Source organism: Methylocystis parvus OBBP, assembly GCF_027571405.1.
GTDB classification, from domain to species: domain Bacteria; phylum Pseudomonadota; class Alphaproteobacteria; order Rhizobiales; family Beijerinckiaceae; genus Methylocystis; species Methylocystis parva.
The window spans coordinates 1,035,604-1,052,083 of sequence record NZ_CP092968.1; the positions used below are offsets into that span (position 1 = coordinate 1,035,604).

Sequence of the window (16,480 nt, forward strand, 5' to 3'; positions counted from 1 at the left end):
CTCGCCTCTCACAATCCCCGGCGCTTGCCGGCCTGCATGGCGAGCGCCGAGCCGCCGAGCGCGAGCGCGACGAGACCGAGCAGCAGGGTGGAGATCGCGTTGATCTGCGGCGAGACGCCAAGCCTCACCTGGGAATAGATGCGCATCGGCAGCGTCGTCGCGCCGGGGCCCGTCGCGAAGCTCGCAATCACGAGATCGTCGAGCGAGAGCGTGAAGGCGAGCAGAAACGCGCTGGCCATGGCCGGCGCGATCTGCGGCAAAGCGACGAGCGCGAAGGCCTGGACCGGGGTCGCGCCGAGATCCATCGCCGCCTCCTCGAGCGCGGGATCGCAGCCGCGCAGAGCCGCGAGAAGCGCGACCGTCGTGAAGCACATGGTCAACGTCACATGGCCGATGACGAGCGTCGCAAAGCCGCGTCCGATTCCGAGCGCGACGAAGCAGGAAAGCAGCGCAAGGCCCAGCACGACCTCGGGCAGGACAAGCGGCGCATGGATCGCGCCAAAGAAAAGCATGCGCGAGCGGAACGCCCCGAAACGCGCCAGCGCGACCGCTGCAAGCAGCCCCAGAAAAGTGGCGATCGTGGCGGAGAGAAGCGCGGCGGCGAGGCTGATCTTCGCCGAGGCGATCAGCAGCTCATTGTCGAAGAGCGCCGCATACCATTTGGTCGAGAAGCCGCCCCAGACCGAGACGAGGCGCGAGGCGTTGAAGCTCATCCCCGCGAGGATGACGATCGGCGCGTAGAGGAAGACGAAGCCCGCAATGAGCGTCCCGACCCGCGCAATGTGGAAGGAAAGACTCACCGGCGCCCCTCCTCTTCGCGAAGACGCGCGCGCTCCCACAATAAAAGCGGCGCGAGGAGGATCGAGACGAGCGCGATGGCGGCGGCGGACGCGGCGGGCCAATCATGATTGGCGAAGAAATCGTTCCAGAGCGTGCGTCCGATCATCAGCGTGTCGGAGCCGCCGAGAAGATCGGGAATGACGAATTCGCCGACCGCCGGAATGAAGACGAGCAGCGCGCCGGCGATGACGCCGTCGCGCGACAGCGGCAGAGTCACGCGCAGGAAAATCTCCGCCGGAGAAGCGCCGAGATCGGCCGCCGCCTCGCGCAGGCTGGGATCCTGTCCTTCGAGCGCGGCGTAGATCGGCAGCAGCATGAATGGCAGATAGGAATAGACGATGCCGACGATCACCGCGCCCGTCGTCGCAAACATCTCGATCGGCGCGCTGATGAGGTCCAGCGCGATCAGCGCATTGTTGATGACGCCTTCGTCCTTCAACAGCGCGATCCAGGCATAGACGCGGATGAGGAAGCTCGTCCAGAACGGCGCCGCCGCGACGCCGATGAGAAAGGGCCGCCATCGACGCGGGCTGCGCGCCATTGCGAGGGCGAAGGGATAGGCGACGAAGAGCGTCGCAAGCGTGGCGACCGCAGCTATCCAGAGCGACGAGACATAGGCGTCGAAATAAAGACTGTCGCCGACGAGCGCGCGGTAATTGTCGAGCGTGAGCGTCTGCGCCTTGGACCACAGTTCCGAAAGGGAATCGCGCCAATGGAAACGCGGCTCGTAGGGCGGCCGCGCGAGGACGGATTGTGAGACCGAAATCTTCGCGATGAGCAGCATCGGCGCGAGGAAAAAAGCGGCGATCCACAGATAGGGAATGGCGAGCGTCAGCCGCTCGCCGAGGGAGAGACGGCGCTCAATCATCGTAGCGCTTGTCCGTCATTGCGAGGAGCGCAAGCGACGAAGCAATCCAGAGCGGCGCCCTGGTTGTGGATTGCTTCGCTTCGCTCGCAATGACGGCGCCCATTTGCGAAGACGGAGACGGATGGCCTCCTAACCCTCCCCCGCTTCGCCGGAGAGGAGGCAGATCGCCGCCGTCATCGAGATCACTGATCACGAGCGTCCCCTCTCTCGCTTGCGAGGGAGGGACAGGGTGAAGGCGGGATTGTCGCAAGCGAGCACGCTCATTCGCTCTCCGCAAACAACACGCCCGCATCCGGCGCGATTGTCAGCTTCACGTCGTCGCCAATCGCAAAGCGCCCGTCATAAGCGCCGACGCGCAGCACCACGTCCGGCGCGACGCGCACGCGCAGCAGCGTATATTCCCCGCGAAAAACGAAGTCTTCGACGCGCCCCGCAACGCCCTCGCCGTCGCGTGAAACCTCGATGCGCTCGGGGCGCAGGCCGAGCGTCGCGCGGGCGCCTTGGGGCAACGCGCATTCGGCGCGCGGAAGCCGAGCGAAGGACGTCACGAAAGCAGCGCCGTCGTCGCGCGCGATTTCGCCTTCGATGAAATTCATTTCACCGACAAAGCCCGCGACGAAGCGCGTCGCAGGCTTCTCGTAAATCTCGATCGGCGCGGCGATCTGCTCCACTTTTCCCGTGCGCATCACGGCGATGCGGTCGGCGATGGCGAGCGCTTCGTCCTGGTCATGCGTGACGATGACGAAGCTCGTTCGCGTTTTTCGTTGTATTTCCTTGAGCTGGAATTGCGTTTCCTCGCGCAGCTTGCGGTCGAGCGCGCCGAGCGGCTCGTCGAGCAGCAGCAAGGCCGGACGCGGCGCCAAAGCCCGCGCAAGCGCGACGCGCTGACGCTGCCCGCCGGAAAGCTCGTTGATGCGACGCGCGCCGAAAGGCGCGAGCTGCGTCATGTCCAGCAATTCGCTCACCCGCGCGCGTATCGCTTCTTCCCTTTCGCCCTTCCGCCGAAGGCCGAAGGCGACGTTTTCGTAGACGTTCAAATGCGGAAAGAGCGCATAGCTCTGGAACATCATATTCACAGGGCGCCGATGCGGCGGCACGCCGGAGAGGTCTGCGCTTTTCAACGTCAGCTTTCCGCTGTCGGGCGTTTCGAAGCCGGCGATGCAGCGCATCAGCGTCGTCTTGCCGCAGCCGGAGGGGCCGAGCAGCGCGAAAAATTCGCCCGCGCCGACGTTGAGCGACACGCCCTCCAGCGCGACGACCGCGCCGTATCTTTTGGAAATCTCGGAGACGGAGAGAAGCGGCGCGGTCACCTGTCGACCTCGCGGCGAAACTCCGCGCGCCAATGGCGAACGATCGTTTCCGACGCAGGGACGTCCTCGAGCGAAACGAGGCGCAGCCCGCACACGGCAAGCGTCTCGATCCGCCCGCGCGTCAGCGGCCAGGGCGGTCCGGCGACGTCCTGCCCTTCGTCACGCGCCCGGGAAATGACGAGCAACATGCCGCCCGGCGCGACGAAAGACGCGAGCGCGCGCGCCGCGTCGGGCAGCAGCGCCTCCGGCAAAGCCTGCAGCGTGTAAAGTTCATGGACGAGATCGAAAGCGCCGCGCCATTCCGGCGGCGCTTGAAAAAGATCCGCGGCGCAATAATCGATGGCGCTTTGCGGAAAGCGGCGCCTCGCCCATTCGACCGCGCGCGCAACGAGATCGAACGCGACAACCCTCGCGCCGGCCTTGGCCAAAGCCTCGGCATTGTCGCCGAGTCCGCAGCCGACGTCGAGCGCGCGCAGCCCCGCGAGCGAACGGCCCTCCAGCCACTGCGCCAGCACGGGATGCGGCGCGAGACCGGCCCAGGGCACGCCCGCCGGATCGTCGCCTGCGAACTGATACACCGCCTCGAACCATTCGCGACGCTGAGGATCGGCGTCGACGCCGCCTTCGCGCTTATGGGGATCGATCGCGTCGAGCTTCGCGCGCGCGCGGGCGCGCCTTTCGGCGAAATCTGCGTCCGTCATGATTTGGCCTTGGGTTCGCGCGCTTTTTCCACCCAGCGCCCGCTCTCGTCCTGCTGTTGATAGACCAGCGTCTGTCCCGCGTCGCGCAATTCCTTCCATTGCGCGCGGGCGTCGGAGAGTTCGCCCGGATCCTCGCCGTTGAAGAGCAGCACGGCGCGCGCGCGCGGCGCCGCGGCGCTCGCGAGAACGGGCGCGATCTGCGCGCCCTCGACAAAGAATCGCACATCGGCGCCGTTCGGATTTTCGACGCCGCAGGTCAAAAAGATCGGCTGCGTTTCGGGCGAGGCGTCCCGCTTCGTTCCATGCGGCAGGAAGCTCTCCTGCCGATAGGCCCAAAGATGCTGATCGAGCGCGGTCAGCCGCGCCTCGCTCGCCGCCTGCACCACGACGCGCCAGCCGCGCGCCAGCGAGCGCTCCAGCAAGGTCGGCAGGGTGTCGTCGATCCTGCGAGTCTGGTGATGGTAGAAAGAGATTTCGACCATGGGCCCCTCCCGACCGGCGGCGGGGCCTTTGATGGCCAATTAAGGAGCGGCGCGCAAGTCCCCTAGCTCCGGCTGATCGTGGGCGTCCAGCACGGCGGATCGCTTGCGGGGAAGGACTCGAGGCCGGCTTCGTAAACCACATCCTCGCCGGCCTGATAGATCAGGGACACGGCGAGGTCGCAGCGCATTTTTGCGCGGCGGGAGAGGCGCGCAACGGCGCCCTCGGCGGCGCGCTTCTCCTCATGCGTATTCACGTCGCCCCTTACGACGACTTCGTCGCCGTGGAATTCGATTACGATGCGTGAGGAATCGACGCCGTCTTCCTGCAACGCTTCGATAATCGCGACCTTCACGTCTTGCGGCAGCGCCGTCATCCCGCCTCCTTGCCGCCTCCTTGCGGCGGAGCGCCGCGGTCTGCGCCGCGGCGCCGCCCGCTTCACATATGCGCCGTCGTTACGCGCTCTTCGGCAGGCATCGCGAAGCCCGCCCAGAGAATTGCGATCGACAGGATGAGATGGAGCCAGTTATCCGGCTGGTTCACCGCCAGACCCATCGAATTCAGGGAATCGAGCGAGATAAAGCCCAGAATCGTCACGACGGCGTAGATGACGCCGAAGACGCGCAAGGTGATGACGGGCGCATTGTAATAAGGGCTCGCCAGCAGAATGCCGCCCGACACGATGTGGACGATGTTGTGGAAGGTGTTGACCTCGAAGAGACCGCGATAGGATACGAGGGGATTGGGAATGAAGCCCAATATCCCGACGATGATGAAGATCACGCCAAACAGCTTGGCGAGATTGTCGGCGCTGCTCCACGTCCGACCGGCAAGGGTGGTGGCCATAGGGGATTCCTTTCGCACTGTCGCCTGCTGCGACCCGGGAATGCTCGCGCATTCCCTTGGCCGACAGATGGGACAGGGCGGAAGGTTTTCAATTGGAAATCATAGACTTAAGCGGGGCATAACGCGTTGCCGGGACCGGGACGGAAAAAAGCCCGCTCGATCCGCGCGGCGCCTCAAGGCGACATAATTGACGATGCGGCCGTCGCGCCGTCCGCGATCACGGTCACGCGCGACACGTCATTGGCTACGCGGCGGCGCGCGCCGTCACCCCTCGTAAAAATCCTTCACCAGCCGATCCAGCAACCGCACGCCATAGCCGGAGCCCCAGCTCTGGTTCACGTCGCTTGCGGGCGAGCCCATGGCTGTGCCGGCGACGTCGAGATGCGCCCAGGGCGTCTTGCCGACGAAGCGTTGCAGGAAATGCGCGGCGGTGATGGACCCGGCATGACGGCCGCCGGTGTTCTTCATATCGGCGAATTTCGAGTCGATGAGCTTGTCATAGGCCGGCCCCATCGGGAAGCGCCACAGCTTCTCGCCGGTCGCCGTTCCGGCCTTGGTCAGATGGTCCGCCAGCTCGTCATTATTGGAGAAAAGACCGGCATATTCCTGTCCCAGCGCGACAAGGATCGCGCCGGTGAGCGTCGCGAGATCGACGATCGCCGCGGGCTTGTGCTTCTCGATGACGTAAGTGAGGGCGTCGGCGAGAACGAGACGGCCTTCCGCATCGGTGTTGATGACCTCGATCGTCTGTCCCGACATGGATTTCACGATGTCGCCGGGGCGCTGCGCCTTGCCGTCGGGCATGTTCTCGACGAGGCCGAGAACGCCGACGACATTGGCCTTCGCCTTGCGGGCGGCGATGGCGTAAAGCGCGCCGGTGACGGCAGCCGCGCCGCCCATATCGCCCTTCATGTCCTCCATGCCGGCCGCGGGCTTGATCGAGATGCCGCCCGTGTCGAACACGACGCCCTTGCCGACGAAAGCGATCGGCGCCGCATCCGCCGCGCCGCCATTCCAGCGCAGCACGACGAGGCGGCTTTCATTCTCGGAGCCCTGCCCCACGCCGAGCAGAGCGCGCATGCCCAGCTCCGCCATGGACTTCTCGTCGAGAATCTCGACCTCGACGCCAAGCTTCATCAGCTCCGAGGCGCGGCGGGCGAATTCCGCCGGCGACAGCACATTGGCGGGCTCGTTGACCAGCGTGCGGGCCAGAACCACGGCCTCGGCCGTATGAGACGCCTCGGCGACGAGCGCCTTGGCGCTTGCGGCGTCGGCGACGCCGAGCTGAAGCTCGACAGGACCGTCCTTGTCTTCGTCCTTCTTCCTGGTCTTGTATTGATCGAACTTATAGGCGCGCAGCCAGGCGCCGAGCGCGAATTGCGCGGCGGCTGCGGCCGGCTCGGCCGGCGCTTCGGGCAGATCGAACAGGACCACCGAGGAGGAGCCGGCGCCGAGCTTTGCCGCGGCCTGACCGCCGAGCGACAGGTAATCCTCGAATTTGGCGGGCTTTTCGCCGTCGTCCGCGTTTCCAGGACCGACGCCGATCAGCAGCAGGCGGCTCGCCGGAACGCCCGCCGGCGCGAGAATCTCCAAAGCAGAGCCGGATTTGCCCTTGAACTTCGCCACGGCGGCGGCGCGGTCGATCTGCGCCTTGGCGTCCTTCAGAAGGGCTTTGGCGCGGTCTCCGAGCGCAAGGTCCGTTCCAACGAAGATAACGAGGGCGCGCGGGCGACCGGCTTCCTCTGGCGCGCGAAGAGCGGCCTCCGACTCGTCGAAGGACAAAACCTCGAATTTCGCGTTGAGGGACATTTGCGGCCTCACTGAAGTAAGCTGGATGTATGCGATCATCTAGAACGCATGCTTTCAGCGGGCACTATCATCTGCCTAATGCCGGGGTCAAATCACCCGGCCGCGAGGCGCTCCGTCGGCGTCGATGGACAGACGAAACGAAGGAGGCTATTATGAAAAGGTAGGTAGAACACTGTTTTCTCAGTTTGATTGTCTCGATTGTCCTCGGACGCCATCGCCATGAAAATAAATTTTTGCTCTCGCCTGCAGCCAGTCAGTGTAAAGTCAAATGGCTATCTGTCCAAAATCGAGATCAAAGACATTCTTTCGTATATAACGACGAAGCAGACACAATATTTTTCGCTGTGGGCCGTTTATACGGCCGTACAATTCTCAGCCGGCTCCTTTGGCTTCAACCTGAAAGAGCATCTTTCTTACAGTCTCGCCATGGCGGCGGTTCTCGCCGTTTGGGTTTTCAACATCGGTCATCTGGCGTTCGTGCTACAGTGCTCGCAGCAATTGCATATGTCGGGAGTGGCCCTGCAGCACATGCTCGACGATTCCGCCGAAGGCGAAGATAAGACACTCAATGTTATTCGCGAGTCTCTCCAGAACGCGGGAAGCGCCGGCTTCACCTTGCCAATATTGCGCAGTCGCTGCTCGATATTCAGCCTTTTTATCAACACGTTTGTACACCTCTTCATTGATTTGTGCGCGACCGTCGCAATTCTCACCCGGCTCGATCACGCCTGCGATCTGTTCCCGATTCTCCGCCATCTCCCCATTCCGTGTTGATAGCCCGGCGCCCGGTTCGCGGGGGGCCCCGCCCCCAAAACGCCGCGATCGGCCGGGAAAATGGCGCCGTGGCCGAAAAGCAACGCCCGTAGATTGAATGCACGGGATGCGCGCCGCGGAACGCGGCGGCGCTTGCCTGGGCGCCTTGAAGCGTTTAGCCATCCTTAACAAAGCCCTAAAGCGGCGTCCGGTGATTTCAGCGAGAGGGGCGAACAGAGGCCGATGACGACATTGACGCGCCGCCCCGCGCCGAGCCGTCCGGCGCCGCGCTTTGGAGCGCCGGCATGATCGGCATGACGATCACCCGCTATTTCGCCATGCGCTTCATGAAGACGATCCTCGCGATCTTCTTCACGATTTTCTGCTTGATGTTCGTCGTCGTCTTCGTCGAGATGCTGCGCCGCGCCAGCGACAATCCGGCCGCCGGCGCCGGCGTGGTCGCGCTGATGACCGCGATGAAGGTGCCGGCGGCGGCGGAGATGATCCTGCCCTTCGCCGTGCTCTTCGGCTCGATGGCGACCTTCGTCGACCTTACCCGCAAGCTGGAGCTGATCGTGGCGCGCGCCGCCGGCATGTCCGTCTGGCAGTTCATCGCGCCGCCGGCGCTCACGGCGCTTTTCATCGGGATCGTCTCCGTGACGATCTACAATCCCCTCTCCGCCGACATGAAACAGCGCTCCGAGGAAATGGAGCTGAAGATCTTCGGCCGGCCGGGGAGCATCCGAATCGACCATGGCGTCTGGCTTCGCCAGCACGGCGTCGACGGTCTCGCCGTCATCCACGCCATCGAGACGGCCAATGCCGGCGTCGATCTCACGGGCGTGAGCGTCAATATCTACTCGGCGGACGGCGGCTTCGTGGAGCGCGTCGAGGCGGCGAAGGCCCATCTCGAACCCGGCGTCTGGGCGCTCAAGGACGCGACGGTCAGCGCGCCCGGCGAGCCCGCCCGGCAAGTGAGCGCCTATATGCTCGCGACCGACCTCACGCCCGAACAGGCCGCCGCCGCGACGACCCCGCCATCGGGCACGCCCTTCTGGAACCTGCCTGAAATGACCGCCCGCACAGCCGAAGCCGGACTCGACGCCACAGGCTACAGGCTGCAATTCCAGACGCTGCTGGCGCGCCCGCTGCTTCTCGTCGCCATGGTTCTCGTTTCCGCTAGTTTTTCATTAAGGTTCTTTCGATTTGGCGGCGTCGCCAAAACCCTTTCCGGTGGCGTCGTGGCAGGCTTCGTGCTTTACATAGTTACCAAAGTCCTCTCTGATCTCGGCGGCGCAGGAATGATCTCTCCCCTCGTCGCCGCTTGGTCGCCTGCGCTTGTCGGGAGCATGTTGGGCACGCTTACTTTGCTTTATTCGGAGGACGGTTGATGCGTCGCCGCCTCCGTCGCCTCTCGACTCTCCTCTCGACAGTCGCCGCCTTTTCCGGGGCCGCGACTCTTCTCGTCGCGACCGCGCGCGCCGCGCCCCAGGGCAATGGCGAGCGCATGGTCGTCGAGGCCAGGGAGATGGTCTATGACGAGAACAAGAACACCGTCACCGCGCGCGGACAGGTGCAGATCCTTTACAAGGGCCGCCTGCTCGAGGCTGACCGCGTCGTCTATGACCGCAACACGTCGCGCGTCTATGCGGAAGGTCACGCGAAGCTGACCGAGACGGACGGCACGATTGCGCGCGCCGATCGCTTCGACCTCACCGACGACTTCAAGGCCGGCTTCATCGAGAGCCTGCAGGTCGACACGCCACAAAATACGCATATGAGCGCCGAGCGCGCCGGCGACGAAACCACCTTCGACATGAGCTCCTACACGGCTTGCGAAGCCTGCAAGGACGACCCCACGAAACCGCGCACCTGGGTGGTGAAAGCCAAGCGCATCATCCACGACAATGTGGAGAAGATGCTCTATTACGAGGACGCGACTTTCGAGCTCCTCGGAACGCCGGTCGCCTATGTGCCCTTCTGGTCCTCCGCGGACCCGACGGTGAAGCGCAAATCCGGATTCCTGACGCCGGTCTTCACCTATCGCTCGCAGCTCGGCGCCGGCTTTGGCGTGCCCTATTTCTGGGCCATCGCGCCGGATATGGACGTCACGATCACGCCGGCGGTTTTCACGCGTCAGGGCCCGTTCCTCACCGGTGAATTCCGCAAGCGCTTCGAGAATGGCGGCTTCTCTATCCGCGCCGAAGGAACCCATGTCGGCGACCCCGGCGCCTTCGCGCCGCCGCCGCTCGGCGCGCATGATCGCCAATGGCGCGGGGCCATCCAGTCGATGGGCGAATTCGCGATCAACGATCGCTGGAAGTTCGGCTGGGACGTCACGGCGCTGTCGGATCGCTACTTCCTGCAGGACTACAAGCAATACAACTACCTCCTGCAGAACTACTTCTTCCGCGAATCGTCCTCGACCGTCTATCTGACCGGGCAGGGCCCGCGCAGCTGGTTCGACATGCGCGGCTACTATTTCCAGGGCCTGTCGCCAAACGACGTGCAGGCCCAGCAGCCTGTCGTGCATCCGGTGATCGACTACAACCGGGTCTTCGACGTCGACCCCGCCAGGACCGGCGGCATTGGCGGCCAGATCGAGCTCGACGGCAACGTCACCAGCACCTCGGCCGACATCGCGAATTACGAGTCGATCAATCCGCGCACGCTGGACCGGCTCTACGGCCTCTACAATGTCTGTCAGATCTACGCGCCGGACGTCGTGCCCCAGCGCAGCCAGTGTCTGCTGCGCGGCGTCGGCGGCGCCTATGAGCATGCGACGCTGAGCGGCAACTGGAAGCGCAAGGTCATCGATCCTGTCGGCGGCGTATGGACGGCCTTCGCCTTCGCCCGCTTCGTCGGCAGTTATCTCGATTACGACCGCGAGGGGACCTACCCCGCCTACAACAATTTCTGGCAGCCGATTCCGAACCAGAATCAGGGCCTGTTCTTCAACGGCCAGGATCAGAGGTTCCGTGGACAGGCGACGCCGGGCTTCGGCGCCGAGTGGCGGTATCCGATTCTCGCGCGCAGCCCCATCGGCAATATCGTTTTCGAACCCATCGCCCAGATCGTCGCGCGCCCAAACCAGACGTCGATCCCGTCGCTCGTCAATATGGACTCGCAGAGCCTCGTCTTCGACGACTCGACCCTGTTCGAATGGAGCAAATTCTCGGGCTACGACCGTTTCGAGACGGGCACGCGCCTGAACTATGGCGGCCAGGCGACCCTTTCGCTGCCAAATGGCGGCTTCCTCAACGCCATGGTCGGCCAGTCGTCGCAGATCGCGGGCGCGAATTCCTATGCGCAGGCGGACGCCGCCAATGTGGGCCTGAATTCGGGCCTCGACTCGCGCGTCTCCGATCTCGTCGGCCGCTTCGCCTTTGCGCCCAACAGCTTCGTCAGCTTCATCGCGAAGGGCCGCTTCGACAAGACCGATCTCAACGCGAGACGCATCGACCTGTTCTCGACCTTCAATTTTGATCCGGTCACCTTGCAGCTGCAATACGCCAATTACGCGTCGCAGCCGGCGATCGGCTTCGACGTCCGTCGCCAGGGCCTCTCGGCGACGGGCCGCTACGACATCACGAAAAACTACTTCCTCAACGGCACGGTCACTTTCGACATGAGCCGTTATCTCTATAACGGCCTCACTCAGCAGCCCGCGCTCTACACCAATTTCACGGGCATCAACTTGATCGGCACGGCGCCGCTCTTCTCTGTCGCGGCGCTCGGCGCCGGCGTCGGCTATCATGACGAATGCACGACGCTGTCGATCAATTATTCGCAGATTTACCAGCCGCAGTCCTATACGGGCCTGCCGGCGCGCAACCAGTCGGTGATGGTGACGCTGAGCTTCCGCACGCTGGGCGAAGCGCGCTTCAATTACGGCCTCGGCTCGGTGCTGGTGAATGACGGCGTCCGCAATGTGAACGGCGGATCCTATTCCGGCAATTATGGCGGTTCTTATGTGAGGTGATCGGGCACGCCCGATCTTGTCCCGGAGGCCCTGTCAATGACAGCGCCGCGACCGTCTGTTAAAAGCGCTCCAAGCCAAAATCACGCGCGTGAAGGAGAAAAAGATGCGCCGCTCCCTGTCCCTGGCCGCCCTCGTTTCCTGGCGCGTTCTCGCGCTCGCGGGCGCCCTTGCCGGCGCGACCTCCGCCGCCGCGACGCCCTCCGTCGCAAGCGACGTCTTCACGGATCAGCAGAAGGCCGGGATACAGAAGGTCATCCACGATTATCTGATCACCAACCCCGAAGTGATCCGCGAGGCGATCGACGAACTCAAGAAGCGCGAAGAAGCGGCGGAGCTCGCATCGCGTGAAAAAGCGGTCAACGAGAATGGCGACAAGATCGCCCATTCCGCCAACCAGGCGGTCGTGGGCAATCCGGACGGCGAGGTCACGCTCGTCGAATTCTTCGATTACAATTGCGGCTACTGCAAGCAGTCGCTCGCTTCCGTCTCGAAGCTCATCGAAAGCGATCCCAAGCTGCGCGTCGTGCTGAAGGATTTCCCGATCCTCGGCGCCGACTCCGTCGAAACGGCGCATGTCGCCACCGCCGCCCGCATGCAGCTTTCGCCCGCCAAATTCTGGGAATTCCACAAGAAGCTGCTGTCGACCCGAGGTCATATCGGCAAGGCTCAGGCCGTCGCCGCGGCGAAGGAAGTCGGCGCCGATATGGACCGCCTCGAGAAGGATTCCAACAGCCCCGAGACGCAAGCCGCCCTCAAGGAAGTCGCCACGCTGGCCGAACAGTTGAAGTTCGACGGCACGCCGTCCTGGGTCATCGGCAAGGAGGCGATTGTCGGCGGGCTTCCCTTCGCCCAGCTCAAGGCCAAGGTCGACAATATGCATAAATGCGGCAAGACGAGCTGCTGACGCGCCAACGCCGGGCGCGTCGACGTCCCGCGCATCGCAGCCGCCCGAAGTCGAGTCAAACCGGCCGGCGTCGCAGGCTCGACGCGGCTCCGTATGGCGTCCCCCCTTGCAGGCGGCGCCCCGCGCTCTTTCTTTGCGGCGCTAATAAGGCTAAGAGAGAAAGCGCGTCGCGCTATTGAGGAATCTGATCGTTCGGGAACGCAATGTCGGTCGTACACGTGCTCAACGGTCCCAACCTCAATCTCCTCGGCAAGCGCGAGCCCGGCATCTACGGAACCGCGACGCTCGACGACATCCGCGCGAAGCTCGACGAGCGTTGCGCGGCCAAAGGCGTTTCGCTCGTCTTCAAACAGTCGAACCATGAGGGCGACCTCGTCACCTGGATACAGGAGGCGGGTCAGGCGGGCGCGCCGGTCATCCTCAATGCGGGAGCCTTCACGCATACGTCGATCGCGCTCTACGACGCCATCAAGGGCGCTCAGGCGTCGGTGATCGAAGTGCATCTCTCGAATGTGCATGCGCGGGAGAGCTTCCGGCATCACTCCTATATTTCCCCGGCGGCGCGGGGCGTCATCGCGGGCTTCGGCCCGCTCTCATATTTTCTGGCCCTCGAGGCCGTTCTCGAAAACATCTGAGAAAGACCTGGAAGACAAATGGCGCGCAAAGCTCAAACGCCTTCTAAAGCCTCGCGCGGCCGCGCTTCGGCCGCCGCCCCCGCCTCTCGCTCCGCCCCCGCGACCACGCCGCTCATCGACCTCGCGCTGCTGCGCACCATCGCCGGGCTTGTCGCCGAGAGCGATCTGACCGAATTCGAAATCGAGAAGGGCGATCTGCGCATTCGCGCCGCCCGTACGCCGGCGCCCGCGCCTGTTCCCGCGACGGTGACGATCGCCGCGCCGGCCGCTCCGCAGGCTTATGCGCCGGCGCCCGCCCAGATCCATGCGCCCGCGTCCATCCCGGCGCCGGCCGCCGCCAAACCTGCCCCCGCGCCTGAGGCGGAAGAGTCGCTGGCGGATCATCCGGGCGCAGTGAAATCCCCGATGGTCGGCACCGCTTATCTGCGTCCCAATCCGGACTCCAAGCCTTTCGTCGAGATCGGCGCGCGCGTTTCCGCTGGCGACAAGCTGTTGCTGATCGAGGCGATGAAGACCTTCAACGACATCGTCGCACCGAAATCCGGCGTCGTCACCGCCATCATCGTCGAAGACGGACAGCCGGTCGAATATGGCGAACCGCTCCTCGTGATCGAATAAGGTTCGCTGATGTTCGACAAGATTCTCATCGCCAATCGCGGCGAAATCGCGCTTCGCATTCTCCGCGCGGCGAAAGAGCTCGGCATCGCCACCGTCGCCGTGCACTCCACCGCCGACGCCGACGCCATGCATGTGAAGCTCGCCGACGAGTCGGTCTGCATCGGGCCGCCGGCCGCGCGCGAATCCTATCTCAACATCCCGTCGCTCCTGTCCGCCTGCGAGATCACCGGCGCCGACGCCGTGCATCCGGGTTACGGCTTTCTGTCCGAGAACGCCCGCTTCGCCGAAATTCTGGAAGAGCACAACATCACCTTCATCGGCCCCAAGTCGGAGCATATCCGTCTCATGGGCGACAAGATCGAGGCGAAGGCGACCGCGAAGCGCCTCGGCATTCCCTGCGTGCCGGGCTCCGACGGGCCCGTGCTCTCGGAAAAGGAGGCTCTGAAGGTCGCGCAGAAGATCGGCTTTCCCGTTCTGGTGAAGGCGGCTTCGGGCGGCGGCGGGCGCGGCATGAAGGTCGCGCATGACGCGCATGATCTCGGCGTCGCCATGGCGACGGCGCGCACGGAAGCGAAAGCCGCGTTCGGCGACGACACGGTCTATGTCGAGAAATATCTCGAAAAGCCGCGCCATATTGAAATTCAGGTCTTTGGCGACGGCAAGGGCGAAGCCATTCACCTCGGCGAGCGCGACTGTTCTTTGCAGCGCCGCCATCAGAAGGTCTTCGAGGAGAGCCCTTCCCCCGCTCTGAACGACGCGCAGCGCCGCGAGATTGGCGAGACCTGCGCCAAGGCGATGCGGGAGCTGCAATACGCCGGCGCGGGCACCATCGAATTCCTTTACGAGAATGGCGAGTTCTATTTCATCGAGATGAACACGCGCATTCAGGTCGAACATCCGGTGACCGAGTCGATCACCGGCGTCGATCTCGTCTGCGAGCAGATCCGCGTCGCGGCGGGCTCGCCGCTCTCCATGAAACAGGAAGACATCCAGTTCTACGGCCACGCGATCGAATGCCGCGTCAACGCCGAGCATCCGCTGACCTTCCGTCCCTCGCCCGGCCGCATCGCCTATTATCATCCGCCCGGCGGCGTCGGCGTGCGCGTCGATTCAGCGGTCTATCAGGGCTACGCCATTCCGCCGAATTACGACTCGCTGATCGGCAAGCTGATCGTGCATGGCCGCAACCGCACCGAGGCGCTGATGCGCCTGCGCCGCTCGCTCGACGAATTCATTGTCGACGGCATCGACACGACCCTGCCGCTCTTCCGCACGCTGGTGCGTAACTCGGACGTGCAGAACGGCGTCTACGACATTCACTGGCTGGAGCACTTCCTGGCGACGGGCGGCATCGAGCCGGGGTTCTGACGAAGTCACGCCGTTGCTTTCTCGGAAGCGGCGGCGCAGCCAGTTAGATAAAAAAACCAGTCAAGCAATCCAGCTTCCGGATCGAGCTTTCCGAGAGCATCGAGCATTGTTATGCGAAAGGCATTGAGCCGCTCAGGGACAATTGCGCCGCGCCCCGCGACACATAGATCATCGATCGTACAAATGTCATATGCTGCCGGGAAATCGTAGGTCAACGGCTTCGCCACGCCGTCGGCGGAAATGACGAGAGGATTGATCAAATCCGAAAGCGGGCCATCGCTGTTCTCCGCAAGGGCGCGATAGGCGCAACGATTAGCTAGTGCGGCTGACGCTGGCACGAGATCCAACTGAATTGCGAGTTCCTTGCCCAATTCGTGACGTAACGCATGCGCGATAAGAAACAGGCGATCAAGATCGGTTTGGCGCAAGCCGAGATCCCCACAATTCGCCGCAGCCCGTCCAGTCAAGACAAGCGGTCTGAGATGCAGCGCGACGGCGCCATGCTGCATCGCTATTTCAGCGACCGGAACGATATCCACGAGAGATTGGCGCGTGGCCGCAAAAATGATCGCGAAACGAGCGCCAGCTTCGCGCAATCGCCTCAACCCGCGCATGGTGCGGGCGAAGGCGTCTTTCTGACCTCGAATTTGATTATGCAACGGCTCGCGCCCGTCCACGCTGACCGCGACAAAATCGAGCGAAGCGAGCAGCGGGACGTTAGCTGGCGTGATTGTCGAGCCGTTTGTGATGAGGCTTAGGCGATATCCTTGGTCCTGCGCCGCTGAAACCAACGCGTCGAGGCGAGGATAAAGAAGCGGCTCGCCGCCCGAGACGCTCAACTGCTCATAGCCTTCGCCCCTAAGCGCCGCTAGCGCCCGGAGTAACGTCGCCAGATCGAGGTGCGACCTTCGATGTGGCGAGGAATGGCTGTAGCAGTGCCGGCACGTCAGATTGCAGAGCCGCGTCGGATGTAGATGAATGGTGCGCGCCGGGAGGAAGCCTGACCTTCCCGGCGCGTCTCCCGAGGCCACGCGCGTCAGCGCTGAGCGACGCGACCAGCGAGTTCCGGCACGTCGAGGCCAACCTTCACATGGAAGAGGTCAGGATTGACGATGCCCCAAGGAAAAATCTCAATTCCCTTGAACTTACCTTCCTTCACGAGCTTGGCGACGCTGTCTATATCCGTCGTGAAGTAATCCACGCATATTCCGTGGGAGCAGACGTCGAAGTTCTTGATAGAGAGACCGTCTTTCTGGACCGCCTTGCTCAATTCGGCGATGCGCGCATCAGAGACATTGAAGGAGGCGAGACGGGCGGCCAAACCGGCCTTGATCGTAGCAGGCATAGCATTCTCCCAATTTCTCTT

General features: G+C 63.6%; 17 protein-coding genes. 7 read left to right on the top strand and 10 right to left on the bottom strand.

Annotated elements, in window-relative coordinates; genetic code table 11:
* Positions 1-8: 8 nt before the first annotated feature.
* From MMG94_RS05145 to MMG94_RS05180, 8 genes are all read right to left on the bottom strand, one after another.
* The gene (locus MMG94_RS05145; RefSeq protein ID WP_016920935.1) at positions 9-800 is read right to left on the bottom strand and encodes an ABC transporter permease; all 792 of its coding nucleotides are present in this window, start codon (positions 798-800) and stop codon (positions 9-11) included.
* A complete protein-coding gene (locus MMG94_RS05150; protein WP_016920936.1) occupies positions 797-1,708 on the bottom strand; it encodes an ABC transporter permease in 912 nt (303 codons plus the stop codon). The genes MMG94_RS05145 and MMG94_RS05150 overlap by 4 nt, the downstream gene beginning before the upstream one ends.
* Before the next feature lie 260 nt (positions 1,709-1,968).
* Positions 1,969-3,018, bottom strand: coding sequence for an ABC transporter ATP-binding protein (locus tag MMG94_RS05155; protein WP_016920938.1), 1,050 nt, complete (start codon positions 3,016-3,018; stop codon positions 1,969-1,971).
* Positions 3,015-3,719: a class I SAM-dependent methyltransferase gene (locus MMG94_RS05160; protein ID WP_016920939.1), complete on the bottom strand. Its 705-nt coding sequence runs from the start codon at positions 3,717-3,719 to the stop codon at positions 3,015-3,017. The genes MMG94_RS05155 and MMG94_RS05160 overlap by 4 nt, the downstream gene beginning before the upstream one ends.
* Positions 3,716-4,201: a DNA polymerase III subunit chi gene (locus MMG94_RS05165; RefSeq protein ID WP_016920940.1), complete on the bottom strand. Its 486-nt coding sequence runs from the start codon at positions 4,199-4,201 to the stop codon at positions 3,716-3,718. Before MMG94_RS05165 ends, MMG94_RS05160 begins: the two co-directional genes overlap by 4 nt.
* A gap of 62 nt (positions 4,202-4,263) precedes the next feature.
* Positions 4,264-4,575, bottom strand: a complete 312-nt coding sequence (locus MMG94_RS05170) for a BON domain-containing protein (RefSeq protein WP_016920941.1) — start codon at positions 4,573-4,575, stop codon at positions 4,264-4,266.
* 62 nt (positions 4,576-4,637) lie between these two features.
* Entirely contained in the window at positions 4,638-5,045 is a 408-nt protein-coding gene (locus MMG94_RS05175; RefSeq protein ID WP_016920942.1) for a DUF4383 domain-containing protein, read from the bottom strand.
* A 264-nt stretch (positions 5,046-5,309) separates the two neighbouring features.
* Complete coding sequence (locus MMG94_RS05180) at positions 5,310-6,854, bottom strand: leucyl aminopeptidase (RefSeq protein ID WP_016920943.1); 1,545 nt, start codon at positions 6,852-6,854, stop codon at positions 5,310-5,312.
* 198 nt (positions 6,855-7,052) lie between these two features.
* On the opposite strand from MMG94_RS05180, the gene MMG94_RS05185 reads away from it, so the two are divergent.
* From MMG94_RS05185 to accC, 7 genes are all read left to right on the top strand, one after another.
* A complete protein-coding gene (locus MMG94_RS05185; protein ID WP_154420009.1) occupies positions 7,053-7,628 on the top strand; it encodes a hypothetical protein in 576 nt (191 codons plus the stop codon).
* Between the two features lie 284 nt (positions 7,629-7,912).
* Positions 7,913-8,998: an LPS export ABC transporter permease LptG gene (lptG, locus tag MMG94_RS05190; protein ID WP_016920945.1), complete on the top strand. Its 1,086-nt coding sequence runs from the start codon at positions 7,913-7,915 to the stop codon at positions 8,996-8,998.
* Positions 8,998-11,589, top strand: a complete 2,592-nt coding sequence (locus MMG94_RS05195; protein ID WP_270110739.1) for an LPS-assembly protein LptD — start codon at positions 8,998-9,000, stop codon at positions 11,587-11,589. The genes lptG and MMG94_RS05195 overlap by 1 nt, the downstream gene beginning before the upstream one ends.
* A 103-nt stretch (positions 11,590-11,692) precedes the next feature.
* Positions 11,693-12,493, top strand: coding sequence for a DsbA family protein (locus MMG94_RS05200; protein ID WP_040579394.1), 801 nt, complete (start codon positions 11,693-11,695; stop codon positions 12,491-12,493).
* Between the two features lie 203 nt (positions 12,494-12,696).
* Positions 12,697-13,128, top strand: a complete 432-nt coding sequence (gene aroQ, locus MMG94_RS05205) for a type II 3-dehydroquinate dehydratase (RefSeq protein WP_016920948.1) — start codon at positions 12,697-12,699, stop codon at positions 13,126-13,128.
* Between the two features lie 18 nt (positions 13,129-13,146).
* Positions 13,147-13,746 (top strand): acetyl-CoA carboxylase biotin carboxyl carrier protein, encoded by a 600-nt coding sequence (accB, locus tag MMG94_RS05210; protein WP_016920949.1) that lies wholly within the window; start codon positions 13,147-13,149, stop codon positions 13,744-13,746.
* A 9-nt stretch (positions 13,747-13,755) separates the two neighbouring features.
* Positions 13,756-15,114, top strand: a complete 1,359-nt coding sequence (accC, locus tag MMG94_RS05215; RefSeq protein ID WP_016920950.1) for an acetyl-CoA carboxylase biotin carboxylase subunit — start codon at positions 13,756-13,758, stop codon at positions 15,112-15,114.
* 5 nt (positions 15,115-15,119) lie between these two features.
* Here accC and MMG94_RS05220 read toward each other — a convergent pair whose 3' ends face one another.
* On the bottom strand, positions 15,120-16,145 hold the full coding sequence (locus MMG94_RS05220; RefSeq protein ID WP_157212451.1) for a radical SAM protein: 1,026 nt from the start codon (positions 16,143-16,145) through the stop codon (positions 15,120-15,122).
* Between the two features lie 5 nt (positions 16,146-16,150).
* A complete protein-coding gene (locus MMG94_RS05225; RefSeq protein WP_016920952.1) occupies positions 16,151-16,459 on the bottom strand; it encodes a hypothetical protein in 309 nt (102 codons plus the stop codon).
* Positions 16,460-16,480: the final 21 nt, after the last annotated feature.